26 protein-coding genes are annotated in these 26159 nt (G+C 64.2%); 8 read left to right on the top strand and 18 right to left on the bottom strand.

Annotated features, from left to right (window positions below):
* Positions 1-300: 300 nt before the first annotated feature.
* From GMST_RS03475 to GMST_RS03450, 6 genes are all read left to right on the top strand, one after another.
* The gene (locus GMST_RS03475; RefSeq protein ID WP_183353212.1) at positions 301-822 is read left to right on the top strand and encodes a V4R domain-containing protein; all 522 of its coding nucleotides are present in this window, start codon (positions 301-303) and stop codon (positions 820-822) included.
* Positions 823-830: 8 nt separating this feature from the next.
* Entirely contained in the window at positions 831-1757 is a 927-nt protein-coding gene (locus tag GMST_RS03470) for a GGDEF domain-containing protein (RefSeq protein WP_183353211.1), read from the top strand.
* A 166-nt stretch (positions 1758-1923) separates the two neighbouring features.
* Positions 1924-2160 carry a hypothetical protein gene (locus tag GMST_RS03465; RefSeq protein WP_183353210.1) on the top strand — a complete coding sequence of 79 codons (237 nt, stop codon included), beginning with the start codon at positions 1924-1926 and terminating at the stop codon, positions 2158-2160.
* A gap of 209 nt (positions 2161-2369) precedes the next feature.
* Entirely contained in the window at positions 2370-2882 is a 513-nt protein-coding gene (locus GMST_RS03460; protein WP_183353209.1) for a Spy/CpxP family protein refolding chaperone, read from the top strand.
* A 227-nt stretch (positions 2883-3109) separates the two neighbouring features.
* Positions 3110-3997: a YMGG-like glycine zipper-containing protein gene (locus GMST_RS03455; RefSeq protein ID WP_183353208.1), complete on the top strand. Its 888-nt coding sequence runs from the start codon at positions 3110-3112 to the stop codon at positions 3995-3997.
* A gap of 485 nt (positions 3998-4482) precedes the next feature.
* Entirely contained in the window at positions 4483-5496 is a 1014-nt protein-coding gene (locus tag GMST_RS03450; protein ID WP_183353207.1) for an aldo/keto reductase, read from the top strand.
* A 14-nt stretch (positions 5497-5510) separates the two neighbouring features.
* On the opposite strand, the gene GMST_RS03445 is transcribed toward GMST_RS03450, so the two are convergent.
* Both GMST_RS03445 and GMST_RS03440 read right to left on the bottom strand, forming a co-directional pair.
* On the bottom strand, positions 5511-6296 hold the full coding sequence (locus GMST_RS03445; RefSeq protein ID WP_183353206.1) for a PhzF family phenazine biosynthesis protein: 786 nt from the start codon (positions 6294-6296) through the stop codon (positions 5511-5513).
* A gap of 96 nt (positions 6297-6392) precedes the next feature.
* Positions 6393-6656: a DUF2917 domain-containing protein gene (locus GMST_RS03440; protein WP_183353205.1), complete on the bottom strand. Its 264-nt coding sequence runs from the start codon at positions 6654-6656 to the stop codon at positions 6393-6395.
* Positions 6657-6874: 218 nt separating this feature from the next.
* Between GMST_RS03440 and GMST_RS03435 the strand changes: the two genes are divergently transcribed.
* Positions 6875-8314 (top strand): aminotransferase-like domain-containing protein, encoded by a 1440-nt coding sequence (locus GMST_RS03435; RefSeq protein WP_183353204.1) that lies wholly within the window; start codon positions 6875-6877, stop codon positions 8312-8314.
* Here the strand turns inward: GMST_RS03435 and GMST_RS03430 are convergent.
* Genes GMST_RS03430 through GMST_RS03420 form a run of 3 tightly spaced genes read right to left on the bottom strand, consistent with a single transcriptional unit; the run spans position 8304 to position 12028 of the window.
* Positions 8304-9941 carry a methyl-accepting chemotaxis protein gene (locus tag GMST_RS03430; RefSeq protein WP_183353203.1) on the bottom strand — a complete coding sequence of 546 codons (1638 nt, stop codon included), beginning with the start codon at positions 9939-9941 and terminating at the stop codon, positions 8304-8306. The genes GMST_RS03435 and GMST_RS03430 overlap by 11 nt on opposite strands.
* Before the next feature lie 28 nt (positions 9942-9969).
* Positions 9970-10275: a hypothetical protein gene (locus tag GMST_RS03425; RefSeq protein ID WP_183353202.1), complete on the bottom strand. Its 306-nt coding sequence runs from the start codon at positions 10273-10275 to the stop codon at positions 9970-9972.
* Positions 10265-12028 carry a response regulator gene (locus tag GMST_RS03420; protein WP_183353201.1) on the bottom strand — a complete coding sequence of 588 codons (1764 nt, stop codon included), beginning with the start codon at positions 12026-12028 and terminating at the stop codon, positions 10265-10267. The genes GMST_RS03425 and GMST_RS03420 overlap by 11 nt, the downstream gene beginning before the upstream one ends.
* 279 nt (positions 12029-12307) lie before the next feature.
* Here GMST_RS03420 and GMST_RS03415 point away from each other — a divergent pair, with 279 nt between their 5' ends.
* On the top strand, positions 12308-13213 hold the full coding sequence (locus tag GMST_RS03415; protein ID WP_183353200.1) for an NAD(P)H-binding protein: 906 nt from the start codon (positions 12308-12310) through the stop codon (positions 13211-13213).
* A 369-nt stretch (positions 13214-13582) separates the two neighbouring features.
* Here GMST_RS03415 and cobO read toward each other — a convergent pair whose 3' ends face one another.
* The 13 genes from cobO to GMST_RS03350 form a co-directional block, all read right to left on the bottom strand.
* Entirely contained in the window at positions 13583-14227 is a 645-nt protein-coding gene (gene cobO, locus GMST_RS03410; RefSeq protein WP_183353199.1) for a cob(I)yrinic acid a,c-diamide adenosyltransferase, read from the bottom strand.
* A 185-nt stretch (positions 14228-14412) separates the two neighbouring features.
* Positions 14413-17556, bottom strand: coding sequence for a methylmalonyl-CoA mutase family protein (locus tag GMST_RS03405; RefSeq protein WP_183353198.1), 3144 nt, complete (start codon positions 17554-17556; stop codon positions 14413-14415).
* 279 nt (positions 17557-17835) lie between these two features.
* Positions 17836-18135, bottom strand: coding sequence for a hypothetical protein (locus GMST_RS03400; protein WP_183353197.1), 300 nt, complete (start codon positions 18133-18135; stop codon positions 17836-17838).
* A 96-nt stretch (positions 18136-18231) separates the two neighbouring features.
* Complete coding sequence (locus GMST_RS03395) at positions 18232-18546, bottom strand: hypothetical protein (protein WP_183353196.1); 315 nt, start codon at positions 18544-18546, stop codon at positions 18232-18234.
* A gap of 176 nt (positions 18547-18722) precedes the next feature.
* Complete coding sequence (locus tag GMST_RS03390) at positions 18723-19553, bottom strand: DUF5020 family protein (RefSeq protein ID WP_183353195.1); 831 nt, start codon at positions 19551-19553, stop codon at positions 18723-18725.
* Positions 19554-20095: 542 nt separating this feature from the next.
* Complete coding sequence (locus GMST_RS03385; protein ID WP_183353194.1) at positions 20096-20599, bottom strand: ferritin-like domain-containing protein; 504 nt, start codon at positions 20597-20599, stop codon at positions 20096-20098.
* Positions 20600-20771: 172 nt separating this feature from the next.
* Positions 20772-21248 (bottom strand): cohesin domain-containing protein, encoded by a 477-nt coding sequence (locus GMST_RS03380; RefSeq protein WP_183353193.1) that lies wholly within the window; start codon positions 21246-21248, stop codon positions 20772-20774.
* Between the two features lie 72 nt (positions 21249-21320).
* The gene (locus GMST_RS03375) at positions 21321-22031 is read right to left on the bottom strand and encodes a cytidylate kinase-like family protein (RefSeq protein ID WP_183353192.1); all 711 of its coding nucleotides are present in this window, start codon (positions 22029-22031) and stop codon (positions 21321-21323) included.
* 316 nt (positions 22032-22347) lie between these two features.
* Complete coding sequence (locus GMST_RS03370) at positions 22348-22686, bottom strand: hypothetical protein (protein WP_183353191.1); 339 nt, start codon at positions 22684-22686, stop codon at positions 22348-22350.
* Between the two features lie 411 nt (positions 22687-23097).
* Positions 23098-23778, bottom strand: a complete 681-nt coding sequence (locus GMST_RS03365) for a hypothetical protein (RefSeq protein WP_183353190.1) — start codon at positions 23776-23778, stop codon at positions 23098-23100.
* A gap of 66 nt (positions 23779-23844) precedes the next feature.
* A complete protein-coding gene (locus GMST_RS03360; RefSeq protein WP_183353189.1) occupies positions 23845-24477 on the bottom strand; it encodes a DUF1345 domain-containing protein in 633 nt (210 codons plus the stop codon).
* Positions 24478-24579: 102 nt separating this feature from the next.
* On the bottom strand, positions 24580-25056 hold the full coding sequence (locus GMST_RS03355; RefSeq protein ID WP_183353188.1) for a YybH family protein: 477 nt from the start codon (positions 25054-25056) through the stop codon (positions 24580-24582).
* 220 nt (positions 25057-25276) lie between these two features.
* Complete coding sequence (locus GMST_RS03350; RefSeq protein WP_183353187.1) at positions 25277-25999, bottom strand: YkgJ family cysteine cluster protein; 723 nt, start codon at positions 25997-25999, stop codon at positions 25277-25279.
* Positions 26000-26159: the final 160 nt, after the last annotated feature.

Genomic DNA, 26159 nt, shown 5'->3' with positions numbered 1-26159 from the left:
TCGGAAACGGTCTCTGTGTCAAGTGGCTAATGTAGTAAATTGTCAGGGCCCGATATTGTTTACGGAATTCCCAATATACTCATTATCCGTTGGGAATATTATAACAGGCAATGCGATTTTTTGATGGTAGACTTATCATGGAGTCCCCTGTGTGGCAATGTAGGACATACTTTCACGGCACTTTGCCAGTAACACCGATATTTATTCAAGATTCGTCATTGTTAATGTCAATAGACTTAAAGTTTTATGCATCGACTGCCGAAGAGTCAACGGTGGGAGCTGACCGAGGAGAAAAATCCGATGCAAAGCGAGCGCAAGTACGAATTCTCCTGGGACCTCCTGGGTGACCTGGAACTGGGGCGTCCCAACCTGGGGCCGCAGACCCGTCTTGAGGTGTACCGGCTGATGCAGTTCTGCTTCCGCGACACGCTGGAGCGGACCTACGGCACGGAACAGGCGGACCGGATCTTCTACGAGGCGGGGTATCTGGCGGGCCGGCACTTCTACGCGAACCTGTTGGGGCCGGTACACGACCAGAACCAGTTCGTGGCCAAGCTTCAGTACCTTTTGAAGGAGCTCAAGATGGGGATCCTGCGCATGGAGGAGATGGATCTCCCCGGGGGGCGGCTGGTGGTTACCCTTTCCGAGGACCTGGACTGCTCGGGGCTTCCGGTGAAGGACCACGAGATCTGCACCTATGACGAGGGGTTCATCGCGGCCCTCATGGAGAGCTTCACCGCACGCAAATTCGTGGTGAAGGAAGTCGACTGCTGGTGCACCGGGGACAGGACCTGCCGTTTCTCGGCGCAGGCCGCCCCCTAGGAGCTGCCATGGACGAGCGGACCCGGCTATTGTTGGTGGCCCTCGCCGAGGGGCGTATCCCCACCCTGATCCCGGAGGATTGCGAGTACGCCGCCGAGTTGCGGGCGCTCACCGGCCACCTCACCGGCTGCTATCAGTTCGCCATGGATATCTCCCGGGGGGACTTCTCCAACAACTACGGCGAGTTGAAGGGGATGCTGGCGGGTAGCCTGAAGACGTTGAACGCGAACCTGCGCCACCTCACCTGGCAGACCAAGCAGATAGCCCAGGGGGACCTGAACCAGCGCATCGACTTCTTCGGCGACTTCTCGAGCTCCTTCAACAGCATGGTGGAGAGCCTCCAGGAGGCCTGCGCCGCGCTGGTGCACCTGAGCACCCACGACAGCCTGACCGGTCTGTACAACCGCTCCTACTTCGACACCGAGCTCGCCCGCGTGGCGGCCGGGCGCTGTTTTCCGGCCGGGATCGTCGTGGCGGATCTCAACGGGCTCAAGGAGGTCAACGACCTCTTGGGGCACGCGGCCGGCGACCGGCTGATCCAGCGCGCCGCCGAGGTCCTCAAGGGGGCCTTCCGCGGGGCGGATGCGGTGGCCCGCATCGGCGGCGACGAATTTGCCGTGGTCATGGCGGGAGCCGGGGAGGAGGCGCTCGCGGCCTCGCTGGAGCGCATCCGTGACCTCATCGCCCGGGACAACCGGCGTCGCGGCCGTAAGGAGGCGCCGGCGCTCTCCGTGGCGCTTGGTTCCGCGGTGGCCACGAGCCGCCACGAGCTCAAGGGAGCCCTCTGTCTCGCCGACCAGCGCATGTACGCCGACAAGCGGGCCCAGAAGCAGGCGGGCCTTCCGCCCCCCGCTGCGGCCGACCCAACCCCCGCCACCCCCTATCTCTCCAAGCCCCAGCCCCGGCGTCCCCGTCCCTCGGGGAAAAGAGCATAATCTGGACTGCGCCTGCACGAACCTTGCACAGCCCCCCCCTGATGTCGCCCGGCAATTCTCATGAAATAAGGGTCTTAGCGCTGGCACGAAGTTGGCTGTGAGCTTTTCCGATGTCGCGCAGCTTGCGCCGGTTCCCCGGCCACTTACCGCGCGGCGGGAGGAAAGCATGCACGTCTACCACCTAATCGAGCTCAAGGAGATCCATCCGCCCGCCCTGACCCCGCTTTTCTACGGGCGGTACCTGGCGACCGTACAGCCCGACGGCACCGTTTTGTGCGACAACCACCAGTACGCCATCGACGGCTGCGAACCACCCGCCCCCGGTGAGCGGGTGATGATCTGGTGCAACCACGACTACTACTGCTGCCCCACCGAGGAGTTCGAAGACCTCAGGCGCAACTGAGCTCGCGGCGCCCCGGGGTTTTCCCGGGGCCCCGGCCGAAAGACGGTCCCGGGCCAGGGGCGGCGGCAGCCGCAGCGGGCCGCCAGCCCCCTCCAGGCGGCCGGTCTTTTCCGCAGGCCGATTAATCCCCATTTCCTCCCCATTTTTTCCTCATTGTTCCCGTAGAGTTGGTTGCATCGCAGGAACCAACGCTACTAAAGGAGAAAACAATGAAACCTTCACTCAGAGCACTGGTCATGGCTGCCGCGCTGGCATCGGTCACGGTACTGGGTTCCCAACTGGCCCAGGCCGACGAAACCAAAGCGGCACCGGCTGTCGGCGGGGAGCAGCGGGGGCACGGCTGCCGGCAGGGTAACCACGAGCGCCACGGCAAGCAGTTCCTGAAGCGCCTGGCGGTCAAGCTCGGGATGACCGAGGCGCAAAAGACGCAGGCCAAGGCGGTTCTCGAGACGAGCCGCAGCCAGGCCAAACCGCTGGTCGCCAGCCTCAAGACCGAGCGGCTCCAGTTGCGCAACCTGATCCACTCCGGCACGGCCGACGAGGCCGCCGTACGGGCCCAGTCCGCGAAGGTCGCCGCGGTGCAGGCCGATCTCGCGGTGCAGCGCGCCCAGACGGTCCAGAAACTGGTGGCGCTGCTTACCCCGGAACAGCAGAAAAAGCTCCAGGGGCTCAAGGCGACCTGGGGCGATAAGCACCACGGGCACGGCATGGAACAGGACTAGCGGTCCGCGGCTTGGGCGCCGGGGGGAGGTCAACCGACCTCCCCCTGGTGCGTTATCCCCTCTGAAGAGGTGAGCGGACCCCGCGGCCGGTTTTGGGGGGCGCCCGCCTGACGGTGTTTCCCCTTGCAGGGCGGCCCGGGAAGTGGTACAAAGTTCCTGCAGCAAAATGCGTGTCGAAACAGCAGCTTAACTTGAAGTTTAACTTAATGATTGGAGGTTTGGCGACCATGCGGTCCGCGTACAAGATCCTGCCATTGTCCTTACTGCTGGCCCTCGGGGGGTGCGTAACGGTCCCCGGCGGCCCCAGCGTCAACGTTCTGCCGGCCCCCGGCAAATCCTTCGAGACCTTCCAAAGGGAGGACGCCACCTGCCGGCAGTGGGCGGAACGACAGCTCGGCGCACCGACCCAGGAAGCCGCGGACCAGAAGGTCGCCACCGGAGCAGTCGCGGGTACCGCGGTCGGCGCCGGGGTCGGCGCCGTCCTGGGCTCCGCGTCGGGGCATGCCGGGGCCGGAGCCCTGATCGGCGCCGCCAGCGGGCTTTTGCTCGGTACCGCGGTAGGTGCCGACTCGGGCCAGGCCTACGGCAGGGAGGCCCAACGCCGTTACGACAACAGCTACCTGCAGTGCATGTACTCCTACGGCAACCAGATCCCCGGGCGTCGCAGCGCCGCCGTGACGCCCCCTGCGCCCGCCCCGGTCGTAGTCGCTCCCGCACCGCCTCCCCCTCCGCCCGCTCCCGTCGAGGTGATCCAGCCCGAGCCCGAGCTCTACCCGGCACCCGCCGAGGTCTACGTGAACGAGGCGCCGCAGTTCATCTACTCGCCCCCTCTGGGGATGTACGTCGCGGTCGGTGTCCCCTACGACCTTATGTACAACGGCAGCGAGTTCTACTACTTCTACGCGGGGTGCTGGTTCCACGGCCCCTACTACAACGGCCCGTGGCGGCCGCTGTACCGCCGGAGCTACCCGTCGGTCTTCCTGCGCTACCGCATCGACGGCATCCGGCACTACCGCGACGTGGAGTACCGCCGCTACGAACGTGACCGCGGCCACTACGACGGCCGGCTGCACCGCCCGGCCTACCGCGGGCGGGTCGTCATCGAGCGTCGCTAGTTTTTTCCTCACCCCATCAAAAGCACAAAGCCAAAAAGCCCCCCTGGAATCAGGGGGGCTTTTTTTTTTTCTTATTTCAGGAATCCCGTGGGGGTGCGGATAACCGTCCGCGCCCGGTTCCTTCCCGTCGAGGGGCGGCCCAACCTCTCTGGTAGGGGAGATGCGGTCGGAACGGCTGCCGTCGGGCGCGATCGCCTACGCCTTCTTGATCTCCCCTCCGGCTTCGCGGCGACCCGAAGAATAGGCTTGACGTCAAGAGTAAAATTAGTATTATCTAATGGTGCTTTTTCCGGCCCCCAGGACCCCGCCCTCACCGATACGTCTTCAGGCTCTTCGCGGCAAGCTCGAGCTCGCGGCGGGGGCCGGGCGCGGCGAGCTGGAGGAGGCGATGGCAACCCACATCTGGCGACCACCGAGCCCTCCGGTACCTACGCGCGACCAACGCGGCCCCCGTCTAAGGGCCGGAGCTTTCGAGGAGGCTTAACATGAACCGCAGAGAATTCCTGAAAAAGAGTTCGCTCGTGGCAGGTGCCGTGCTGGCGCAGCAGCTGGTGGATCTCGACCGGCTGGCCGGCGCCGCCCCGGCTCAACGGCGCGGCGAGATGCTCTACCGCCCCCTCGGGAACACCGGGGAGGAGCTCTCCATCCTGGGGCTCGGGGGGGCCCACATCGGCCGGCAGCCCGACGAGAAGCAGTCCATCGCCCTCATCAAAAGCGCCATCGACCGCGGCATCACCTTCATGGACAACTCGTGGGACTACAACGGCGGCGAGAGCGAGAAGCGCATGGGGAAGGCGCTTCAGGGGGGCTACCGCGAAAAGGTCTTCCTGATGACCAAGTTCGACGGGCGGACCCGCAGCGCGGCCCAAAAGCAGATCGACGAGTCGCTCAAGCGCCTTAAAACCGACCGCATCGACCTGCTCATGTTCCACGAGGTGATCAGGATGAACGACCCGGACCGCTTCTTCGGCCCGGACGGCGCCGTGCAGGCGGCGCTCGAGGCGAAAAAGGCCGGCAAGGCCCGCTACCTGGGCTTCACCGGCCACAAGGACCCTGCCATCCACCTGCACATGCTGGATCTGACCCGGGCCCACAACTTCAAGCCCGATGCGGTGCTCATGCCCCTCAACGTGATGGATGCCCATTTCCGCAGCTTCCAGCACCAGGTGCTCCCGAGGCTCATCTCCGAAAAGATCGGCGTCCTCTCCATGAAGCCCCTGGGCGACGCAATCATCCTGCAGTCCAAGGCGGTGAGCGCCATCGAGTGCCTGCACTACGCCATGACGGTGAACCCGGGAACCGTGGTGACCGGCATCGACAGCCTGCCGATCCTCGACCAGGCGCTCGAGGCGGTGCGCAGCTTCAAGCCCCTGACCCGGGAAGAACAGGCGGCGCTCCTGGCGCGCACCGAGCGCTTCGCCCGCTCCGGCGAATACGAACTCTTCAAGACCACCGGGCACTTCGACTCAACCGCGAAGCACCCGGAATGGATGGGGTAACCATGACACGACGCCTAGGTTTCCAGGATTATTTCTGCTTTCATGAAGGTTACGGCCGTGCCGGCCAATACCACCCGGTCCCCCTGCACCTCGCAGTCGATCCGGCCAGCGCGGCGGGAGAGCTGGGCTGCCTGAAGGACCTTCTTTTCCAGCCGTTTGGCCCAGTAGGGCGCCAGTGCACAGTGAGCCGAGCCGGTTACCGGGTCTTCAGGGATGCCGAGCTTCGGCGCGAAGAAGCGGCTCACGAAGTCGACCTCGCGCCCCGGTGCCGTGACGATCACGCCGCGTAGCCCGAGTTCGCTCAGTCGCTCGAAGTTCGGAGCGACGGCGCGGACCTCCTCCTCGCTCTCGAAAACCGCCAGGTAATCCTCGGACGCATAGAGCTCCACAGGTCTCCTCCCCAGCCCCGCAACCAGGGGGGCGGGGAGGGGACAGGGCGCGACCTCCTGGGCCGGAAAATCCATTAGATACCCCGCACCCGCACGCCGCACCGTAAGCTCGCCGCTTAGGGTCGCAAAGCGCAGCGACTCCTTGTCCCAGCCGGAGTGGCGAAAAAGGACGTGCGCGGCAGCGAGCGTCGCGTGGCCGCAAAGCGGCACCTCGGCGACCGGGGTGAACCAGCGCAATGCGTGGCGCGCCCCGGCCGCCACCAGGAAGGCGGTCTCCGAGAGGTTGTTCTTTGCGGCGATCGACTGCAAAAGTTCCTCCTCGGGCCAGCTTTCCAGCAGGCAGACCGCTGCCGGATTCCCCTTAAAGACCCGTGTCGCAAAGGCGTCCACCTGGTACTGGGTGATTCTCATCGCATCCCTCCTCCGTCGTTATCCTAAAGTTCCCGCCGTTTACTCAGCCTGGCGGCAGAAGTGTCCCGGCCTTTTCTCGGGCGTCCTCGAGTATTCCTAGCACTGCAGCGCGAGGCGGGAGCGCAGTGGCGCCCCGCTCGCCCGCTCGGCGTGCTCCCTCAGGCGAAACTCCGCCGGCCGGAGCGCCTCGACCACGGCGCTCTCCCCCGCGGCCAAAAGGAAGCTCTTCCCCTCGTGCACCAGGTAATCCACCCCGTCGCCCCGGGTGAGCCAGAGGGTCCCGGTCCGGCAGGCAACATCGGTCCCGCGGTTCCCGCCCGAGAGCCTCACGAGTTCTCCTCTTTCCAGTCCACATTCCATGTCGGCACCTCCTCGTGCTTTCTTGCGCTTACTGTAGCGCCGGCGGCTTCGGGCGTACAGACACAGCAAAAATGATTTGTAACCGTGACAGTTCTCGCCTAGGATTACTGTGCCTATCCAAAAAACGGGTAATTGTGTCTGGGGGAGGCGGGCTCTCTGCGCTACCATGAGCGTGTCGTTAATGTTTTTCGGAATCGGAGAGCAAAAGGGGGGGGGAAGTGGAGAACCTGACCGATGCAAGGCCGCTCTACGAGCGGGTGGGGGGCGAGATCGCGGCACTCATCGAGGGGGGGACCTACCGGGTGGGGGACCGGCTCCCCTCGGTGCGCCAGTTGAGTTCCAAGCTGAGCGTGAGCATCAACACGGTGCTGCAGGCCTACGCCGTCCTGGAGGACCGCCGGGTGATCCAGGCGCGCCCGCAGTCCGGCTACTACGTGGCCCCCCGGGTTCCGGAGATCACCGCGGCTCCCCTCACCGCCCAGAGGCCGAGCGTGCCGGTCGCCGCCACCTACAGCGAACTCTGCCAGCAGGTGATCCGCAACATGGCCAACCGCGAGCTGCTCCCTTTAGGGAGCGCGGTGCCGCACCCAAGCCACCTTCCGGTGGAGAAGCTGAACCGGATCATGAGCCAGGTGACCCGCCGCTTCGGCGCGCAGAGCGTCTCCTACATGATGCCCCCGGGGAGCGAGCGGCTGCGCACCCAGATCGCCCAGCGCTCCATCCTCGCCGGCTTCAGCGTCCGGCCGGACCAGGTGCTGATCACCTCGGGGTGCGTCGAGGCGGTGCAGCTCGCCCTGCGCGCCACCTGCCGTCCGGGCGACACCATCGCCGTTGAGTCCCCCTTCTACTTCAACTTCCTGCAGCTCATAGCCGACATGGGGTTGAAGGCCCTGGAGATCCCGGCCACCCCGCGCGAGGGGATCAGCATCGAGGCCTTGGAGTACGCCCTCGAGCACAACCGGGTGAGCGCCTGCCTGGTGATCCCCAACTTCAGTAACCCCCTGGGAGGCCTCATGCCCGAGGCGCGCAAGCGCGAGCTGGTGCAGCTCTTGGCGCGCCACGAGGTCCCGCTCATCGAGGACGACATCTACGGCGACCTCACCTTCGGCGCCGAGCGCCCCTTGGCCTGCAAGTCCTTCGACAAGAAGGGGCTCGTCATCTACTGCTCGTCGTTTTCCAAGACCTTGGCGCCGGGGTACCGGGTGGGGTGGGCGATCGGGGGGAGGTACCAGGGGGAGATGGAGCGGCTCAAGATGATGGCCAACCTGGCGACCTCGTCGCCGCCGCAGCTCGCCCTGGCCGAATTCCTGGCCACCGGCGGCTACGACCACCACCTGCGCGCCATCAGGCGGATCTACGCGCGCAACATCTCGCTCATGGCGGACGCCGTGGCGCGCCACTTCCCGGCGGGGACCCGGATGACCCAGCCCGCGGGAAGCTTCATGCTTTGGGTGGAGATGCCCGAGGGGACCGACTCGGTGCGCCTGTTCCAGCGCGCCCTGGAGCACGGCATCGGCATCACCCCCGGTTCCATCTTCTCGCTCTCCGACAAGTACCAAAACTGCATCCGGCTCTGCTCCGCGCTCTGGGACGAGCGGATCGAGCGGGGGGTGGAGACCCTGGGGCGCCTGGCGCGGGAACTCGCCCCTACACCCTGAAACGGGAAAGCACCCCGCGCAACTGCTCCGACTTCTCGGCAAGCCCGGAGGCCACCCCCCCCACCTCGCCGGCCACCAGGTTGTTCTGGCCGGAGAGGACGATGATCTCGCCCAAGTGCTCGATGAGTTCCTTGGTGCGGGTGGCGATGTAGGTGCTCTTGTTGACCAGCTCCGAGGCGATGGTCACCGCCCCCTCCAGCCGCTGGTCGGTCTCCCCCACGTTCTGGATCAGGCGCCGGGTCTCCTCGGCGATCTCCCGCATCCGCCCGGCGCTCTTCACGTTGGCGCCGCACACCAGGTCCACCCCCTTCACCACCGCCTGCACCCCGGCGTCGATCTGGGAGAGCGAGCTCTGGGTCTTGGCCGCCAGGGCACGCACCTCGTCCGCCACCACGGCAAAGCCGCGCCCCGCCTCGCCGGCCCGGGCCGCCTCGATGGAGGCGTTCAGGGCCAGCATGTTCGTCTGGTCGGCGATGTCCGCGATGATCTCGAGCACCTGGCCGATGTCCGCGGCGCGCGCCGCGAGCTCCTGGGTTTGCGCCGTGAGCGCGGCCTGCTGCTCGCTCTCGCCGATGATGATCCCTCCGGCGCGGTTCAGGTCCTCCACGAAGCGCTGCAAGGTGGCGCGCGTCGCCTCGATGGTCTCGGTGGTCGAGACCGCCATCTCCTCGGTGATGTCCAGGTTGTTCGCCACGTCCCGGGTGAGTCGGTTGCTCTCGCCGATCATGTCGGTCTGGCGCTGGACGTTCCCGGTGAGGTTCGCCACGATGTGGGAGAGTTCCTGGCTCGCCACCGCGGTTTCCTGCGAGCTCTCCACCGACTGGGCCACGCTGTGCTGCACCTTGGCGATGAACTGGTCGATCAGTTGCGCCGCCTCGCCTACCTCGTCCTTGTGGCTGAGCCCCAGCCGCTTGGTGAGGTCACCCTCGCCGTGCGCCAGGTCGTCGGCCATCTGCACCATCTGCTTGACCGGCACGGTTACCTGCCGGCTCACCACGACCGAGAAGGCGATGATGAACAGGGCGAAGGCGACATCCCCCCCTAAAAGGATCATCTTGATGGTGAACATCTGCTGGTACAGGTCGTCCACGTAGATGCCGCTTCCGACCACCCAGCCCCAGGGCTCGAAGAGCTTCACGTAGGAGACCTTGGGGACCGGCTTCTCCGCTCCGGGTTTGGGCCAGCGGTACTCCACGAACCCCGCCCCCTTTTCCTTTGAGACCCTGGCGAATTCGAGGAAGACCGCCTTGCCGTCGGGATCCTTGACCCCCGAGAGGTCCTTGCCGTTTAACTCCGGCTTGAAGGGGTGCATCACCATGCGCGGGGTGAGGTCGTTCACCCAGAGGTAATCCTTTTCCCCGTAGCGCAGCGCTCCTAGCCGGTTCGCGGCAAGCTTCCTGCCGTCCTCGGGGCTTAGGGCCCCGCTTTTCACCTGGCTGTCGATCTCCGAGAGGATCCCGAAGGAGAGCTCGACGACGTGGCGGGTCGCAGTCTGCTTCTCCTTCAAAATCCCCTTTTCGAAGAGCGGCAAGAGGTAGACGACGACCCAGGCGGTCATGATGCAGACCATGAGCGCCGGTGCCACGATGATCTTGTTGCGGATCTTCCAGTCTCGTAACGCAGTCATACTTCCCCTCCCGCGAGAAAAACCGTTTTTACTTCGGCTGAGCCTTAACGAGGCTTACGTTGAAGGTTTCCACCAGGCTCAGTTCCTCCATGAGCTGGTAGAGTCGTGGGTCCCCCACCGCCAGGGCTATGCGCACCCGGTCCAGGTTGACCAGCTTCATCAAAAAGCCGATCACCGTCGAGGTCATGGAGAACGATTCGGGAACCCTGAGCCGGATCCCGGCCTCGCCCTTCTTCAGGGCGGCCAGCGCCTCCTTGATGCGGGTACTGTCCTCGATGGACTTGATGTTCCCCCGGATGGTCAGTTCGTTAGTGCCAGTGACCTCAATCTGCATCGCCATCTCCTTGGTCGAGCGTTTTCAGGATGAAAAGGTGGCCGCCGGGACCACCGGTGAAAAGGGAATCGCAGAGCCTGCCGATCATGGCGAGCCCGCGCCCGCTCAGGCTTTCCCGCGCGCACCCCGCGTTCAGCGCCGCAGCCGGGATCCCGGACCCCGAGTCGAGCACCTCGATGAGCAGCAGCGGTGCCTGGGCCCCCCGCCACAGCGTGGCGTTCAGGGAGATCCCCGCCCCCGGGGGGAGCGGGAGCGCCGCGAGGGCCCCCTCGAAATCGCCCGACTCCAGAAGCTTTTGCTTCTCGTAGCGCTCCAGGCCGAGGCAGCCGTGCTCGAAGGCGTTGGTAAGCGCTTCGCTCAGCATGAGCTCCACCTCGTCCAGCTGTTTCTGCGCTACCTCGATCTCGCCGGCCAGCGCCTTAAGGAAGCTCTCGATCAGGCGTCCCAGGCCGCAGAGGCTCAACTCCGGACGGCCGCTCCAGGTCCACTGCGAGGGGAAGTCCAGGCGCCTTAGGTGCAGCACGCTGAGGTCGTCCAGGTCGCCGGGAGCGGTGCGCTCCAAAAAGCGCTTTTTCAGCCCGAGGAGCGTCGGGGTAGAGCGGAAATCCTCTTCCAGCACCTCGCGGTAGATCCCCCCCTCCTTAAGCGGCGCGTCGGTGACGCCGTCGGTCATGACGAGGAGGTTGGCGGCGTCCTTGAGCGAGAGCTTGTAGGCCCGGAACGGGGTGGGGTAGCTCGCCAGCGGCGGGTTCCCCCCCGGGATCTTCTCGACGCTCCCGTCGACGCGGCGCAACAAGAGCGGCGGCAGGGCAAAAAGGGCCGCTTCGAGCTCCTCGCGCTTCAGATCGATCAGGAGAAACCCGCAGGAGAGCACCTCCTCTTCGAGCAGGACGCTCGCCAGGTACTCCCTGAAGCACTCCAAAAGCGTCGCCAGGTCGAAATTTTGCCAGCGGTGCAGGCGGTCCACCTGGTAGTTGAAAAAAGAGGTGGTGAGCATGGCGGTGAGCGAGGCGGACATCCCGGAACCCATGGCGTCCACCAGGAAAATCAGCTGGCGCCCGTCGGAGAGCTGGCGCACCGAGTAGCCGTCGCCGCACATGATGTCGCGCGGCGCGAAGGAGACGTTGATGGCCCAGCGCGTCCCAGCGCCGTCCAGGACCCGGTGCAAAAGGTCGTGGCGCACCACGTGGCGCTCCTTGCGGCGGGCCGACTCCTGCTGCAGCGCGTTGTAGGCGTCCCGGTAGCGCAGCAGCTCGACCTCCTGCTCCCGGTGCCGCTCCACCACCCTGCGGTTCACCACTTCCGCGGCCACCGTGGTGAGGGTCCGGACCAGGTGGGCGAGATCGAAGGGTTTGGGGACGAAACGGTCCACCCCCTGGTTGATCGCCTGCAACAGCACCCGGTCGTGCACCGTGGTCATCAGGATGACCGGGGTCCGGTCCCCCTCGGCGCGGATCGCTTCCATGAGCTCGAGCCCGGTGAGTCCCGGCATCACCTGGTCGGTGAGCACCAGGTCGGGCTTGCGCTCCCGGAAAAGGGAGAGCGCCTGCCGCCCGTTCTCCGCCAGGAGCACCTCCTTGAAGAGCTCCCCGGTGCAGAAGGCGAGCAGCCCGCGGCTCACCGGATCATCCTCGGCAATCATGAGGGTGAGGGCGCGGGTCTCCGGGGTCGCCTCGACCAGCTTGGCTCGCTTAGGGCCGGCCGGGCAGGGCGCTTCGGGGTGAGCCGTTTCGGGAAGTGCTGCTGATGACATGGTTTGTTTTTTGCCGGAACCGCACTTGGTTCATGAAATAAAGTGGCGTGCCGGTTCCGGTCCTCGTTTTGTTAACGGACGTTTTTTCGCCAGGTTGCGCCGCGCGGGGCCCCTGTTTGGCCGTCTTCTTGAGGTATCCTGTACGCCTCTTCGTCACTTTCATTAGTTGACTGAAGTACTTTGTGTAACGGCGCCCCGGTTGATGGGTTAAAACGCTGTGGTATAGTCGGTGCCAGTCGTCGCTGGGTAACGGTTGGCGGAAAAAGAGGGGGAGGGATCATGACGCAGAGGGTACTGGTGACCGGGGCGTCCGGCTTTATCGGCCGGCGGCTGGTTGGCGCTCTCGCCGACGCGGGGGTGCCGGTGCGCTGCCTGGTGCGCCGCCCGGTCGAGTTTCCGGGGACGGTAGAGACCGTTATCGGGGATCTCCTGGAACCGCTCACCCTGCCCGCGGCCCTCGCGGGGGTGCACACGGTCTACTACCTGGTGCACTCCATGGCTGGCGGACGCGCGGAATTCGTGCGCCGCGACCGGGAGGCGGCAGAAAACCTGCGCCGCGCGGCGGAGCAGGCCGGGGTGCGCCGGGTCATTTACCTGGGCGGTTTAGGCGAAACCGGAGCCGGGTTTTCCGGGCACCTGGCGAGCCGGCTCGAGGTAGCCGGCATCCTCCAAAGCGGCGGCTACGCCACCACCTTCCTGCGGGCCGCCATCATCTTCGGGGCCGGCGGCGCCTCCTTCGAGATGATCCGGGCGCTGGTCCAGCACCTCCCCTTGATGATCACTCCGCGCTGGGTGAGTACCCGCTGCCAGCCGATCGCCGTAGGCGACGTGATCCGTTACCTGGTGGGCTGCCTGTTCCAGGAGGCGACCGCGGGCGAGACCTTCGACATCGGCGGTCCGGAGATCCTCAGTTACCGGGAGATGATGGAGCGCCTGGCGGCACTGACGGGGCGGCGCCTGACCATCGTGCCGGTGCCGGTACTTACCCCGCGGCTCTCCTCCTACTGGGTGGGGCTCATCACTCCGGTGAAGCCGGCCATCGCCATCCCGCTCATCGAGGGGTTGGCGAGCGAGGTCGTCTGCCGCGAGAACCGGATCCGGGAGCTGATCCCTTTCCCGCTCACCCCGTTTGACGAGGCGGTAGTGCAGGCGCTTCAGGAGGAGAAAACCCCGGGGAATCTCTGAGGGACGAGGAGAGGGTGAGGGGCGGGAAACAGCAGAGGGGGATGCCGGGAGAGACCAGGGTCCCCTTTTTTTGTGCAGGCGTGCAGATCCGGCCGCTACGTGCCGTAGTCTGCCTGCCGCAGCGAATCGTTCGCCTTGCTGGAGTGGTTGTCCGTCCCCTGGCCGAGGTTGGTAACCGCGATGAGGACCACGACGGTGATCAGCCGCAGGATGAGGGCGCTTTCGGCCGGGGCTTGCCCGGTACAGCGGTTGCCGGACTTCTGAAGAGGGAGGGGTGTTATCCGGTACAGGGAGGGGGCGCGCCGCTACCAACGGTACCAGCAGCGGCGCGCGGAAGCGATCGCGTGACGCGCAAAAAGCGCCGCTTCTTCAGTAATCGACGCCGGGTTGCGGCTCGATTCCCTTGCGGTAGGCGTGCTTGACCTCGTGGACCTCGCTCACCGTATCGGCTAACTCCACGACCTCGGGATGGGCGTCGCGGCCGGTCAGCACCAGGTGCACCAGCGCCGGTTTGCTGCGCAGCAGTTCCAAAACCGGCTCCAGGTCCACCAGCTTCAGTTTCAGAGCGTTGTTGATCTCGTCGAGGATGAGGAGATCGAACTGCCCCGACTCCAGCTTCTCTCGGGCGAGGTCCAGGGCGTCGTGGGCGTTGTCGCGGTGCTCGCTGAAAGGGTAGGGGTTCCCCTGGATGCCGCAGAACCCCTTTCCGGTAGTGTGCAGCTCCACCCCGGGGAGCTGCCGCACCCCGTCCCACTCCCCGGCGTAGAGGTCCCCCTTCATGAACTGGATGATGCAGACTTTCATCCCGTGACCGCAGGCCCGGACCGCCATCCCCAGGGCCGAAGTCGTCTTCCCCTTGCCGTTGCCGGTGATCACTACCGTAAGCCCACGGCGCTCCTTGGGTTCCAGCCTGTCGATCTTGTCCGGCAGCGTGCCGCGCTTCACCCTGATGCAGGGGATTTTCTCGTCGACAACCGCCGCCTCTCCTACCAAATCTTCGCCCACCGTTGTCATCTCGATTCTCCTCAAAAAAACATCCCAAGGGATGCTGTCGCCGCACCGCACGCCGCTTGACCCGCGTTCCAACCTCCCTACTCTCTGCGAAGGTTCATCCGGCCTGGCGGTCCAAAATCCGGGTGCTTGGGGATTTTCCCCACTCAAGCTACCAGCCTTCACCTCTTGCCATCTGCCTCTTCTCCCTACACCATCTTCCGGTAGCGCCCCCCCACCTGAGCCAGGGTCTGGGTGATCTGTCCGAGGCTTGCGTGCTTCACCGTCTCGAGCAGTTCCCCGAAGACGTTCCCCTCGTTAAGCGCCACCTCCCTCAGGCGGGCCAGGTAGCGCGGGGCGTCCTCGCGGTGCCGCTCCTTGAAAGCGGCAAGCCGTTTCAGCTGGCGCTCGGCGTCCTCGGCCCCCGGACGGGCCAGCTCGGCTACCGGAGGGTATTTCCCCGGGTCCCCCGTCGGCAGTTCGAAGGCGTTGTAGCCGATGATGCGGCGCCGTGGGGCGTCCGGGTGGTCGGGGGTCGGCCGCCGGCGCTGTTCCTCGTAGCGCGTGCTCTGTTCGGCGATCATCCGGCGCTGGTAGCCAAGCTCCGTGGCCGGCAGCACCCCCCCCAGCTGGTCTAACCGGTCGAACTCCTGGAGGACCCGGGCCTGCACCTCAGCCATCAGGGCCCTGAAGGCGTAGGAACCGGAGAGCAGGTTCTGGACCAGGAACCCCTCGGCCTCCTCGCGCAGGAAGTTGGGGACCATGGTCGCCTGGCGCACCCACTTCTCCCCCGGCGTCGTCATCGGTTCGTCGGCCGAGTCCACGTGCAGCGAGTTCGTGTTGGCCAAGAGCCCGAGCAGCGCGTGGTAGCCCATGCGCAGCGGGTTCAGGGTGTCCCACTCCTCGGCCTGCAGGGCGCGCCCCGAGGTCTGGGTGTGGAACTTGAAGAGCTGCGAGCGCGCCTGGGCCCCGTAGACGTCGCGCAGCGCAATCGCCCAGATCTTGCGGCAGACCGCGCCGTAGGCGAGCCACTCCGCCTCGTGGGAGACCCGGAAGAAGAAGGAAAAGCTCGGGGCGAAGGCGTCCACCGCCATGCCGCGGGCCAGGAAGTTCTCCAGGTAGGTGAAGCCGTTGGCGAGGGTGAAGGCGATCTCCTGCACCGGGCTCGCCCCCGCCTCCCCGATGTGGTACCCCGAGATGGAGAGCGAGTAGAACTTGCGCACCCCGTTCGCGATGAACCACTCCTGGATGTCGCCCAAAAGCTTGATGGCGAAATCGGGCTGGAAGATGTTCTCGTTTTGGGCCTGCACCTCCTTCAGGATGTCGGCCTGCAGCGTGCCGCGCAGCTCCTTAAGGGTGCGCCGCTTCAGCTCCTCGCGCTCCGCCTCGGCAAGCGGGCGTCCCCCCTCGCGCTCGGCGCGTTCCAGTTCCAGCTCCTGGGCCGCCACGAAGTACATGGCGAGCAGGATCGGCGCCGGGCCGTTGATGGTCATCGAGGTGCTGATCTCGGGGATACTGAACCCCTCGAGCACGAGCTTTAAGTCCTCCCAGCTGTCGATGGCCACCCCGCCTTCGCCGATCTTGCCGATGCTGCCGGGGTCTTCGTCGCTGTCCGCTCCGTAGAGCGTGATGCCGTCGAAGGCTATGGAGAGGCGCGGGCGGGCGACGCCCCGGGCCAGGAAGTGCAGGCGCCGGTTGGTCTCTTCGGGACCGCGCAGCCCGGCGAACTGGCGGGTAGTCTCCCCGGCGCTCGCGGTGCGGTAGGGGAAACACCCGGTCGCAAAGGGAAACGATCCGGGAAGTCCCTCCTCGAGCAGGAAACGCAGCGACTCGGCGCGGTCTTCCGGGTCGGGGAGCGCCACCCGGGGGAGCTTGAGCCCGTTCAACGACTCGACGTAGGGCTCGACCCCCTGCGCCCTGGCAGCCTGGAGCGAAAGCTCCTGCCACTGTTGCGGCCACTCGTTAAGCAGCCGGCCGCACTCCGGGGCCAGCCGGGAGAGGTCGGCCGGGTTTTCCCGCACCAGGCGCAGTTGCTCTTTCGTCCAGCGGTCGTAGGCGCGCACCCGTTCGGCGATCTCGGCCAGGTAGGCCCGGCGCCGGTGCGGCACCAGGACGCGCTGCTTTGCGTAGCTGAAGATGTCGCTCGCGGCAGGCGCCTGCGGGAATTCCCATCCCAGGCGCCTGCAGAGTCCGGCCGCCAGCAGGTCCAGACCGGGATCGCGCGCCGCCTTGGCGGTGGTCGCAAAAAGCGCCGGTCCCTTCCCGAAGCCGGAGAGCACCCCCTGCATCTCGCCGAAGGCCGCCTCGGCACCCTCCAGGTCCGCCTTGTTGAGCACCACCAGGTCGGCGTCGCGCAGAAGCTGGTCCTTTTCGAGCTGCAGTCCGCTGCCGTACTCGCGGGTCTTCAGGTAGATAAGAAGATCGGCATCGAGCGCAGCGAGGTCGAGGCCGGTCTGCCCGGTCCCTGGCGTCTCCACGAGGATCAGGCCGAAGTCGGCGCGGCGCAGCACCTTGAGAAGCGTAGGGAGCGCCGGGCTGAGCGGCGCGTAGGGGCTGCCGGTGGCCACGCTGCGCAGCCAGACCCGATCGTGGTAGATCTGGTTCATGCGCACCCGGTCGGCCAGGAAGGCGCTGGGGGTTCCGTGGCGAGCGGTGGTCGGGTCGTTGGCCAGGATGGCGATGCGCAGGTCCGGGAGGTTTTCCAGCAGGCGGCGGATCAGTTCGTCGATCGTGGTGCTCTTCCCGGCGCCGCCGTCTCCGGCTACCGCCACCACCTTGGCGCTTCCCGCGGGAGTGCCGGCTAACCACTCGGCGACCTGGGGCGGGAGCTCGGGGGACTCGGCCAGGGTCAGCAGGCGGGCGAGGGTCACCGGGTCGATCCCCTGGGCAGCGGGGTCGGGCAGGGGGGGGCTGGGACAATCGTGGTTGTTTCGTGCGGCGATTCGGTTGCAGAGGTCTGCGGCTACCGCGTCGAGCGCCCATCCGGGCCCGTAGATCTTCTCCACCCCGGCCCGCTCCAGGATCTCCGCGTCGGCGGGGAGGATGGTCCCGCCGCCGCCTCCGACCACCAGGGTCTCCGCGATCCCCAGTTCGGCGAGGCGTCGCACCAGGTGCGGGAAGAACTGGAGGTGTCCGCCGTTATAGGAGCTGATCGCGATGGCGTGAACCCCTTCCTGAAGGGCCGCCCCGGCGATCTGCGCACCGGTCATGTTGAAGCCGAGGTAGATCACCTCCACGGGGACCGCACCCGAGAGCAGGGCACGGTTCAGGGCGAGGATCGAGGCGTCGTGGCCATCGTAGGCGGCAACGGCGGTGAGAATGCGGTAAGGTCGGGCTTTGAGGTCAGCTTTCATGGCGACTCACCTGGACTTTCATGTGCGGCGACCGGGGCCAAAGGGGCGCAAACCGGGCAACGAGCCTGAGCCTGTTTCGGCTTTCATTATACCAGCTTGCACCCGGCAAGACGAACCGTCCTCGCCTGCGAGACCTTTAGACCGGTCCGATGAGTGCTATCGGTCAGCATAGTGCGGCTTGCCCTACAGCGGAACCAGGTACAGCGCCACAATCGAAAGCGTGATCCAAAAAACGATGAAGGAGATGAGCGTGCTGCAGATGGGCCCGATGATCTTCACCTAGACCTTCAGGGGGAAGGGGGGGCGGGGGAGCAGCGCGGCCTCCTGCCAGTTCGGCAGCAGTTCGCGGACGATCTCGGCCATGCGCCGGTCGGTATCGACGAGGTAGTCGCGTACCGCGCGGCTCGCCAGGTAGGGAAAAATCAGCTGGACGACGAAGAACAGCGCGATGAAGAGGACGGGGAGGCTCACCTCGAGGGCGCCGGTCAGCATGACGCTGGTGAACCAGCCGATGGCGCCGAAGTTCACGGTGAGAAAGAAGGTGTACCAGCCCAAGAAGAGCTGGAAGTGGCGGCGCACCTAGCTGTTCAGCTCGCCGAGCTCCGCGCGCAGCAGATCGTGGTGATCGAGCACGGTCCCCCCTCGGCAGCACCGGTGGCGCGCCGGCAGAAACGGTTAGCGACGCTCGTGTTCGTATGCCGGACCCCGTCCTGCTTCGCCACGTTGCCGCACCTCGTGCGGCCAGTGCGAGCGCGGGAGTTCATGCCAGGGCCCCTCGCGGTGGCGCGCGTAATGCCAGCGGTCGTTTTCGTAGCGGTAGTGATAATCGCGGTAGTGGTAGTAAGGGCCGCTGTCCAGTTCGACCACCGAGGGGAGGGGAGGCGGAGCCTCTTCGCCGTAGTAGGGGTCGGGCCCCGGGCCGACCACGCAGCCGGCGAGCATGCCGGCCGCCGCGAAAAGGAGCGGGATTCTGCTGCAAAGACCTTTCATTGAGGTGCCTCCTTTGCCGGTATTAAGGCAGGCCGGCCTCTGTTGGACACGCTCCTAGCTTACCATGTTTCCAGATGCCGAGGAAAGAGAGGCGGAAACGCAAAAAGCCCCCGGATGCGGTGGCATCCGGGGGCTTTTACCTTGCAGGCCGGCCTGCGCCGGCCGGGGTGCTCAGGCTAGAGCACCCACTTCACCATGGCCTGCGGCACGAACTCGTTCACGCCTTTGAAGCCGTACTTGTTGTGCCAGATCATTACCTCGGTACCGAAGTACAGGTTGCCCGGCTTGTCCCACACCTTGCCCAGGTCGAGCAGCAGGCGCGGCTGGACGTCGACGTTGAAGGAGAGATCCCCTTCCGGGCCGGCGATGTCTGCGAAGCCTTCGAAGACGAAGTCAGCCTTGCCTACGGCGAAGGGGAGCTGCCAGCAGGGGGTGATCTGGTAGGTCACGCCGGACTGGTTGGTGTCGTTACGCACGTAGACGTTGAGGTCGGCGAAGTTGAACTTCGGCAGGTTGAGGCTGAAGCCCAAACCGTAGAGGTAGTTGTGGAAGCCGCCACCGCCGCCGCCGTCAACTTCGAGGGTGCCCGCCAACAAGACGTCTTTTACGAAGAGGAAGGAGAGGTCCTGGCCGCTGATCTTGCCCAGGCTCAGGCGCGGGGAGAGTTCGCCGTAGATGGAGGTCTTCTTGTCGGTCCCCTTGCGGTTCACCTCGCCGTTGGTGATGTCGAAGAAGACGAAGTTGTCGCCGTACTTCCAGGCGTCAGCATGCTCCACGGTGATGGTCGAGCGGTTGGAGTCCTTGGTTGATGCCATGTGACCGTTTGCGTCGGGTACGAAGCTGGGGTTCCGGTAGCCGCTGCCCCAGATGTACTGGAAGTTGGTGGACTGCCAGAGGGCGGCGCCTGCGTGGGCATTTTCGGCCACGGCAAGCGGCAGCAGCAGGGAAGCTGCCAGGGTGAGGAAGCTCAGGCTGCGGGACAGAGTGCTGCGGGTGAATCTCTTCATCGGTACTCTCCTTTGAATCAAGCTGACTACCTGGTGGTAGGAAAACTCGCCGGCCGCAGCCGTCCCGAGAACCTCGCTGCGTGACGCTGCAGCCGCAAGGCGAACAGGTACTCCCGCGGAAAATACGGTTTCCGTGTCTGGCACTCGAAAAGGGCTGGTTGATTTAGCTTGGGATTGCCTGAAGGCGTAAGGAACTCGGTGCGGCAGCTTGCGTGACCGGGGGGAGGATGAAGCGATCGACCCTGCATCCAAAGGCACTCTCATAACAAGCTCTGCAATGCCGCCATCGAGTGTGCCTTTTGCTGGTTGCGACACACTTTCGGCGTATACGATCACCAAACGACCTTTTGACGCGGGGAAACTAGCACGAAATCGTTTTTGAATCACTCTTTTTATGTTTAATGCGCGTTAAGAGAGGAATTCTCTTGCGGTTTGATAAGGCGAGGCTAATTGAACGGCAAAGGGGCGGCCGGGGCGGGAAGAGTGTCCCTGCTCCAGCCGCCCCCAGGTCGTTACGGGCGGGTGGTTACCGCGTGCGCGGCCTACTCTTTCATCATCTTTACCATCAGCTCGTAATCTTCCAGAAGGGCCTGCAGGTCCTCCTCATGCTCCACCTCCTGCTGCAGGATGGTGAGCACCATGTTGTAGGTGATGGGGTCCTTCTCGCGGGTGATGTCCATGAGCCGCTTGTAGACCCCGATGGCGCACTGCTCCCCCTTGATGTTCTGCTCCAGGAGGGTCTTCACGAACGGGTCGTCCGGCGCGTCGTAGCCGCAGTTGCTGTACTGGTACCACTCGGCGGGCTTGGTGACCGGGGTGCCGCCCAACTGGATGATGCGCAGGGCGACCATGTCCGCATGGGCCAGCTCCTCGGTGGCGTGCTGCAAGAGTTCGGCGCCGACCGCGTCCTTCATCGGGCCTTTGACCACCTTGGCGCCCAGCCAGTACTGGTAGTAAGCCAGCCACTCGTCGCAAAACGCCTTGTTCAATAGGGCCAGCAACTCCTCGACGTCCATACCGATGATTTCACGTCCCTTAGATCCCACAGTCTCTTCCTCCTTTTCGGAAATTCATTCCATGGTTGGTGCTGGCTGGCGGGCACTCGGGTCCGGGCTGGCTAACACGTTTGGCAGTTGTACCATAAGAGCTTCGCTTTTCAACTTGCTGGGTGTCGCAACGGGCTTTGCGCCGCGTGGCGAAAGGTCCGAACCGGTGCAGCTAAGGCTGCGGTCCCCGTCCGTTGGAGCTGTACACGTGAAACAGATCGTCGATGATGCGGACCTTTCCGAAGCTGGGACCGCGGGTCCCGTTGTCGGTGGCAAAGGAAACGGTGGCGAGGTTTCCGCTTCCCGTGACCCCGTTAGCTCCGATCTGCGCTACCGTGATGGTGCCGGGGACGGACAGGTTGGTGATCATTTGGGCACCGGTTATCAGTGGTCCCTTGACGACGCCAGGTGAGGATAGCGCAGCAGGATCGTAGTACACGGTGATGTCTACCGCAGAGATCTTCTGGAACGCGCTCCCCTGGATCTGGTAGTTCCCCTTCGAGCCGACCAGGCTTAAAGCTGCGCCGTTACTGAAGACGACCTGATCCGTGGTGGGCTCGGTGCTGCCGCTGCCACAGCCGTTAAAGGTGGCGGTAAGAAGCAGGAGCAACCCTGCGGCCAAAAATTTGGAGGGGGGGCAAAGTGTCATGTGGGGCTCTCTCTTCTGGCGCCTTCGTCGGCGATTGGTTACGGGTAAGGGTAGACCGGGGAACTGCACCCCTCAGCGGATCTTGCGCAGCACGAATTCGGCGATGGTCGCGGCGATGACCTCCGGCGTGCAGCGGTTATTGTTGAACTGCAGGTCGTAGAGTTGCGGGTCGCGGTTGTCGTGGTTCAGGAAGTCCCTGCTGAAATTGTCGCGCACCTTCTGGCGGTGCCGCATCAACTTCTCGGCCTCTTCCTTGTCGATCTTAAGCCGCGTCGCTATCGAGTTGATGCGGAAGGCTTCCGAGCCGTAGAGCCGGAAATGGAAGGAGTCCTCGATGTGCCGGGTGATGACTGCGCCTCCCATCTCCACGATGATCACGTTCCCCTGCTCGGCCAGGGCGAGGATATGGCTTGCCAGCGGTTTGAAGTAGTCGTAGTTGCTTTTCCAGCGCGGCGAGAAGGTGGCCAGAAACTCGTCCAGGATTCGGTCCTCCTCCCCAAGGGTTTGCAGGATGTCGGTGGAGAGGTTGTGGCGGCTGGCAACCTCGTCGAGGATGGCCTTGTCGATCATGACCCACGGCTCTCCCGTCTGGCGCGTCATGATCTCCAGCAGCGCCTCGGCGACGGGATAACCGGTACAGCCGTACTCTCGGGAAATCGTGATGCAGGGGCGTGCCTTGGGCCGTTTGAAGTGCTGGGCCGCTTTCTCTTTTTGCTTCCGGTTGTACTCCTCCAAAGATCCGATTCTCAGGTCCACTGAAGGTATGAACAGACTATCAGGCATATGGTTCCTCTTGGAGAGGACAGGATGTAATGAAACAGAAAGAAGCTCCTGTGAGGCTCTGAGCGTATCTTTCTTACTGAGTGACACATTGGCTTCAGATTATACAGAGCTTTCTATAACTACACAAGCTCGGCACAGGATGAGTTGTACTATTAGATTACGCTGTGAGAGGAACTTGTGGAGGGAAGCGGATCAAGGAGGGGCGAGGCGGTGCGTTTTGTCGGAATGGCGGAATCCCGTGCGCAGGAGAGCAGAGCACATCGTGCAGACGGGACGATGTGTGCGGGGTACTCGGAGGGGTTCTTACCTTTAGGCGCTACTCTGGCTGCGGCTGAAAGGAGTACTTGTAGAGCGCCACGTATTCCGGAATGAAAATCAGTGCACCCAGAGCCACTTTGGTTACGGTGACCGCAGCATGAGTCGTCAGCAGGAAATTGTAGATGAGGTCCCAGGATATCGCGGTGAAGAGCCAGAACTGCCAGAAGGTACGTGCTCCGATGCGTCGCTTGAAGGCAAAACCGAAGAGGCCTATGAGGGAGATGGTCGAGATGGGGATGTCGATGAGTTCGCGTGAAGAGACCGCTTCGGGCGGCATGGAGGCATAGGACAGGCTGAGGATGCCGGTGAAAATCCAGGAATAAATTTTCCAGATCACTCTAGTCTCCTTTCGAGGGGGGCAGGAAACGATTCCCTCGGGCTGCTTTCACTCACGTGATTACATGGTGGCTCTTCCTTTTCCTCATAGGGGGGTAGGGGGATGCTGGTCAGCCGGTATCTGCCGCTGGCGGTATTGTGTATACCATATTAATTGTACCATTTAAATGACAAAGTACCGCAGCGTCTCATGATTTAATCCTTCAGGAGGGTTTCATGCTGCCATTTTGAGAGTCGCGGCTGTGGAAACGATGGCCCAAAAGACGAAAGCTGAGGAGATCGGAGCGAGCGGAACCGCCAAGTGCCGGGAGGCAGATGGCACTGGGAACTTCTGGGCGAACGGGGAGATGCCAAGCGCGGAAGAGCGGCGGCTTGAGATGGGGATAACGGGGGAAAAGCGGGGGAAAGGGCTCTACGCCCTCCAGAGTTCGTCGGGAAGTCTGCGGGCGCCCAGGAAGTGGTCCACCAGGGCCGGTTCCTCCAAAAAGGCGAGGACGCCGCTCCCCAGTTCGATGCTGCGCGCATCCAGCCAGTACACCTTGAGCAGTTCCGCCAGGGCCCGGAAACTTTCGTCGTAGGCCGCCCTGCGCAGGAGGTCGGTTACCACCAGCTGCGGCTCGTCGGTCAGCACCGGGGCGAGCGCCTCCCGACATGAGGCACGGTCGAGGGAACTCACCCCACGGCAGGCCAGCGGCCGCACGGGGTGGATCAGACAGCTGCCGGCGAGGTCCAGAAAGGGGCAGGTGACCTTCTTGGCGATGCGCTCTTCATCATCCATCCAGCGCCCCCAGCAGCGGTGCAGGGCGAGTGTTTTCTTCAATACGGCGAGTTCGGCGGGGAGCAAGGCATTGTGCAGCCAATCTGCGATGATTATCGCCTCGGGGAGCAAAACGGCTACGTTAAGGACGCAACAGTGCGGGCACCCTGCGCCGCAGGCCATGATCCGACCGTGGCAAAGCGACTCCGCCGCCTCGCAGCACGTTTGGAGGGCCTTACCCAGGTGAGCCTGGCGCGGCCCGCCGGAAAGGAGCGGCTCCAGACGTTCCTTGAGCTGCGCGGCAAAAGCATCGGGGTTCCATCCGGTAGCGTCCATGTCAGCTCCTTAGGTATCTTCGAGGGAACCTCTAACCGCCCGGCCGCCACCCGGAGCAGCAGTTCGCTACAGGATGTTGACTGCCCGCGCGGCGAGCAGGGCGATGACCAGAAGCGAGATGATCGATTGCAGCATCATGAGAAGCTTCGCCCAGCGCGAGAGCACCGGGACGTCGGTGGGGGAGAAGGCGGTCGAGGTATTGAATGCCAAAAAGAGGTAGTCGACGAAGTTCGGGCTCCACTCCTTGATCCCCGCGGCGTGTTTCCTCTCCGGGGGGAGCGTCATCTGGGGGAACAAGAAGGCGCCGCTTGCGTGGTCCCCGCGCTGTGCCCGCTTGTGCGGACCGCCGGCGTCGAGCCTCCAGTACCACGAGGCGAAGACCAGGATGTTGGAGAACCACAAGGACGCGGCGGATTTCAGCAGCTCCTGCGGTTTTTCGAGATGGGCGGGGAGGGCGAGGATCAAGAGGGCCAGCGAGATGACCATCGCCAGGGTCACCAGGGCGTTGAGGATGTAGCCGAGGACCTGGTTCGTGGTGTGGGCCCCGCGAAAGTGCGAGATCAGCATCGGAACCAGCAAAAGCGAGATGAGCAGCAAAAGGAGCCAGCGCGCGCCCCCAAGAACCAGGGACGGAGGGAGGGCAGCGTAGAGTCCCCCCAAGGCCAAAAGTGCGAAGAGCGCAGGCCAACGCGAGTGCATGCGAGGGGACACCGGGTCCCGCGTGCCGGAAGTGCCGTTAGCCGTCATGTTCACCCCGAAACGGCAGCCGGTTCACCTTTTTTTTAAAACTCCCGCCGGGTTTCACCGGGTGTTGCCTCCCCGGACCGCTTGCTGGTAGCGCATGAGGAGATCCGGGTCCTCGATCGAGCCGTGGTGGTGCACCTGGCGCCACTCTCCCTGGGACAGGGTGAAGATCCTGGTCGTCCTGATCGCCATGGCAAGCGTGGCACCGGCTACCGTGAACTCGCCGCGCTCGCGCCCCACCACGTAGAAGATGGCGTCCCGCTCGTGCAGGCTGTAGTCGTAGAACTCGAACCAGTACTGCGAGGGGCTGGCGAACAACCGCTGGTACACGGTTTGGATCTCTTCCCAGCCGCGCTTGATGCCGCCGAGAGGATTGTCCATCGCTGCCTGGTCGCTTTGGAGCCAGTTCTGCGACATAAGCTCGAGGTCGCGGCTGTTAAGGGCGCGGTAAAACGCGGAGAGTGCCGCAAGTTGAGGGGTGAGGTGGGTGGGGTTCTCTCGGCCGGTGACGGGGGTCTGTACCAAGTCCAGCATGGTTCCTCCTTGAGAAGGAGTTGGTTCGAGGGAAGGCAGCTTGATATCGCGCAGTTGCGCCCCACGCAGCATAGCATGTGTCTTAGGCGCCAACAACGAAAAATGTGTCACTTTTGGGACGGCGGCCTGTGAAAGGGGAGACTTTACGGGGCAGGGTCGCATGATCGGGGAGCCCCCTGCGGCTCGGGGCTCGGTCCTGAGGGGGATGCGCTTCGCGAGCTTAGCCGACGGTCAGCAGCAAGGGGTGCTCGAAACCTGCTGCTGCGATGACGGCCTCGACGGTCGCCCTCCCTTCCAGGCACGCCTCGGCAAGTCGGTGCTGGCAGATGAGTTCGAGCAGCACCCCCAGGTTGCCGTAGAGCGAGAACCCGAAGAGCTCGTGCATCCTCCGGTTTTCCACGTCCTCGAGTTCCTGGGCGCTTTCCTGGAGTACGGCGACGTAGTGGCTGGGATAATTGACAACCTGGCGATCCAGGCTGGCTAGATACCCGTCGCGATCCGATGCGGAAACGGTGGCAAAATCGGTGGCGCACCAGCAACTTTCCTTGGTGGAGATGAGTGCGCGGCAGGTAAGGGGACGGACCGGGTAGACGCTGCAGGACCCCGAGGCGTCGAGGAGCGGACAGTAGCCCATTTCCCTGCGGTGCAGACGCAGATACTCGGGAAGTGCCGAGACTCCGCCGACCAGAGCTTTGAGTTTGCTAGCGTAGGCGCTGACCGCCTGCCTCAGATTGTCATCGAGGTAACTGGCAATTGCCAGCGCCTCGGCGAAACCGGTGTGTACCGCCAGGCTGCAGCAGTTGCGGCACCCCTTGGAGCAGAAGATCGAGCCGCCGCTGGCACGGTAGTCGCTCACCCAGGAGCGGGCCAACATCTCCAGGAATGCCTGCTGTTCTTTGACCAACTCAAGGAGCTCTGCGCTGGGTCCGTTGCTCGCGGCCATGGTTCCCCCTCATCCAGTTTGTGGCAATGGCGACGGCGCAGCATAGCACACTGCCGTCCCCAAGTCTGTCCCCGCCCCCCAAAAAAAATCGCGCGTTCGCAAAAAAATGGTGCTCGGCACTTGAAACTTAAAAAACACAAATTAAACTCCTCTGCATATT

It is taken from the genome of Geomonas silvestris, from assembly GCF_014193515.1.
Taxonomy (GTDB): domain Bacteria; phylum Desulfobacterota; class Desulfuromonadia; order Geobacterales; family Geobacteraceae; genus Geomonas; species Geomonas silvestris.
Note: the sequence above shows the minus strand (reverse complement) of the source record. Positions and strands in the feature narration are given on the sequence as shown.

Excerpts from the sequence above, each read along its gene's own strand:
- GMST_RS03455 (WP_183353208.1), top strand. The coding sequence starts at position 3,110 with ATGCGGTCCGCGTACAAGATCCTGCCATTGTCCTTACTGCTGGCCCTC.
- GMST_RS03355 (WP_183353188.1), bottom strand. The coding sequence starts at position 25,056 with ATGCTGGACTTGGTACAGACCCCCGTCACCGGCCGAGAGAACCCCACC.
- GMST_RS03420 (WP_183353201.1), bottom strand. The coding sequence starts at position 12,028 with ATGTCATCAGCAGCACTTCCCGAAACGGCTCACCCCGAAGCGCCCTGC.
- GMST_RS03380 (WP_183353193.1), bottom strand. The coding sequence starts at position 21,248 with ATGACACTTTGCCCCCCCTCCAAATTTTTGGCCGCAGGGTTGCTCCTG.
- GMST_RS03465 (WP_183353210.1), top strand. The coding sequence starts at position 1,924 with ATGCACGTCTACCACCTAATCGAGCTCAAGGAGATCCATCCGCCCGCC.
- GMST_RS03350 (WP_183353187.1), bottom strand. The coding sequence starts at position 25,999 with ATGGCCGCGAGCAACGGACCCAGCGCAGAGCTCCTTGAGTTGGTCAAA.
- GMST_RS03460 (WP_183353209.1), top strand. The coding sequence starts at position 2,370 with ATGAAACCTTCACTCAGAGCACTGGTCATGGCTGCCGCGCTGGCATCG.
- GMST_RS03425 (WP_183353202.1), bottom strand. The coding sequence starts at position 10,275 with ATGCAGATTGAGGTCACTGGCACTAACGAACTGACCATCCGGGGGAAC.
- cobO (WP_183353199.1), bottom strand. The coding sequence starts at position 14,227 with ATGACAACGGTGGGCGAAGATTTGGTAGGAGAGGCGGCGGTTGTCGAC.
- GMST_RS03375 (WP_183353192.1), bottom strand. The coding sequence starts at position 22,031 with ATGCCTGATAGTCTGTTCATACCTTCAGTGGACCTGAGAATCGGATCT.
- GMST_RS03390 (WP_183353195.1), bottom strand. The coding sequence starts at position 19,553 with ATGAAGAGATTCACCCGCAGCACTCTGTCCCGCAGCCTGAGCTTCCTC.
- GMST_RS03360 (WP_183353189.1), bottom strand. The coding sequence starts at position 24,477 with ATGCACTCGCGTTGGCCTGCGCTCTTCGCACTTTTGGCCTTGGGGGGA.
- GMST_RS03365 (WP_183353190.1), bottom strand. The coding sequence starts at position 23,778 with ATGGACGCTACCGGATGGAACCCCGATGCTTTTGCCGCGCAGCTCAAG.
- GMST_RS03405 (WP_183353198.1), bottom strand. The coding sequence starts at position 17,556 with ATGAAAGCTGACCTCAAAGCCCGACCTTACCGCATTCTCACCGCCGTT.
- GMST_RS03415 (WP_183353200.1), top strand. The coding sequence starts at position 12,308 with ATGACGCAGAGGGTACTGGTGACCGGGGCGTCCGGCTTTATCGGCCGG.
- GMST_RS03440 (WP_183353205.1), bottom strand. The coding sequence starts at position 6,656 with ATGGAATGTGGACTGGAAAGAGGAGAACTCGTGAGGCTCTCGGGCGGG.
- GMST_RS03475 (WP_183353212.1), top strand. The coding sequence starts at position 301 with ATGCAAAGCGAGCGCAAGTACGAATTCTCCTGGGACCTCCTGGGTGAC.
- GMST_RS03470 (WP_183353211.1), top strand. The coding sequence starts at position 831 with ATGGACGAGCGGACCCGGCTATTGTTGGTGGCCCTCGCCGAGGGGCGT.
- GMST_RS03395 (WP_183353196.1), bottom strand. The coding sequence starts at position 18,546 with ATGAAAGGTCTTTGCAGCAGAATCCCGCTCCTTTTCGCGGCGGCCGGC.
- GMST_RS03450 (WP_183353207.1), top strand. The coding sequence starts at position 4,483 with ATGAACCGCAGAGAATTCCTGAAAAAGAGTTCGCTCGTGGCAGGTGCC.
- GMST_RS03430 (WP_183353203.1), bottom strand. The coding sequence starts at position 9,941 with ATGACTGCGTTACGAGACTGGAAGATCCGCAACAAGATCATCGTGGCA.
- GMST_RS03445 (WP_183353206.1), bottom strand. The coding sequence starts at position 6,296 with ATGAGAATCACCCAGTACCAGGTGGACGCCTTTGCGACACGGGTCTTT.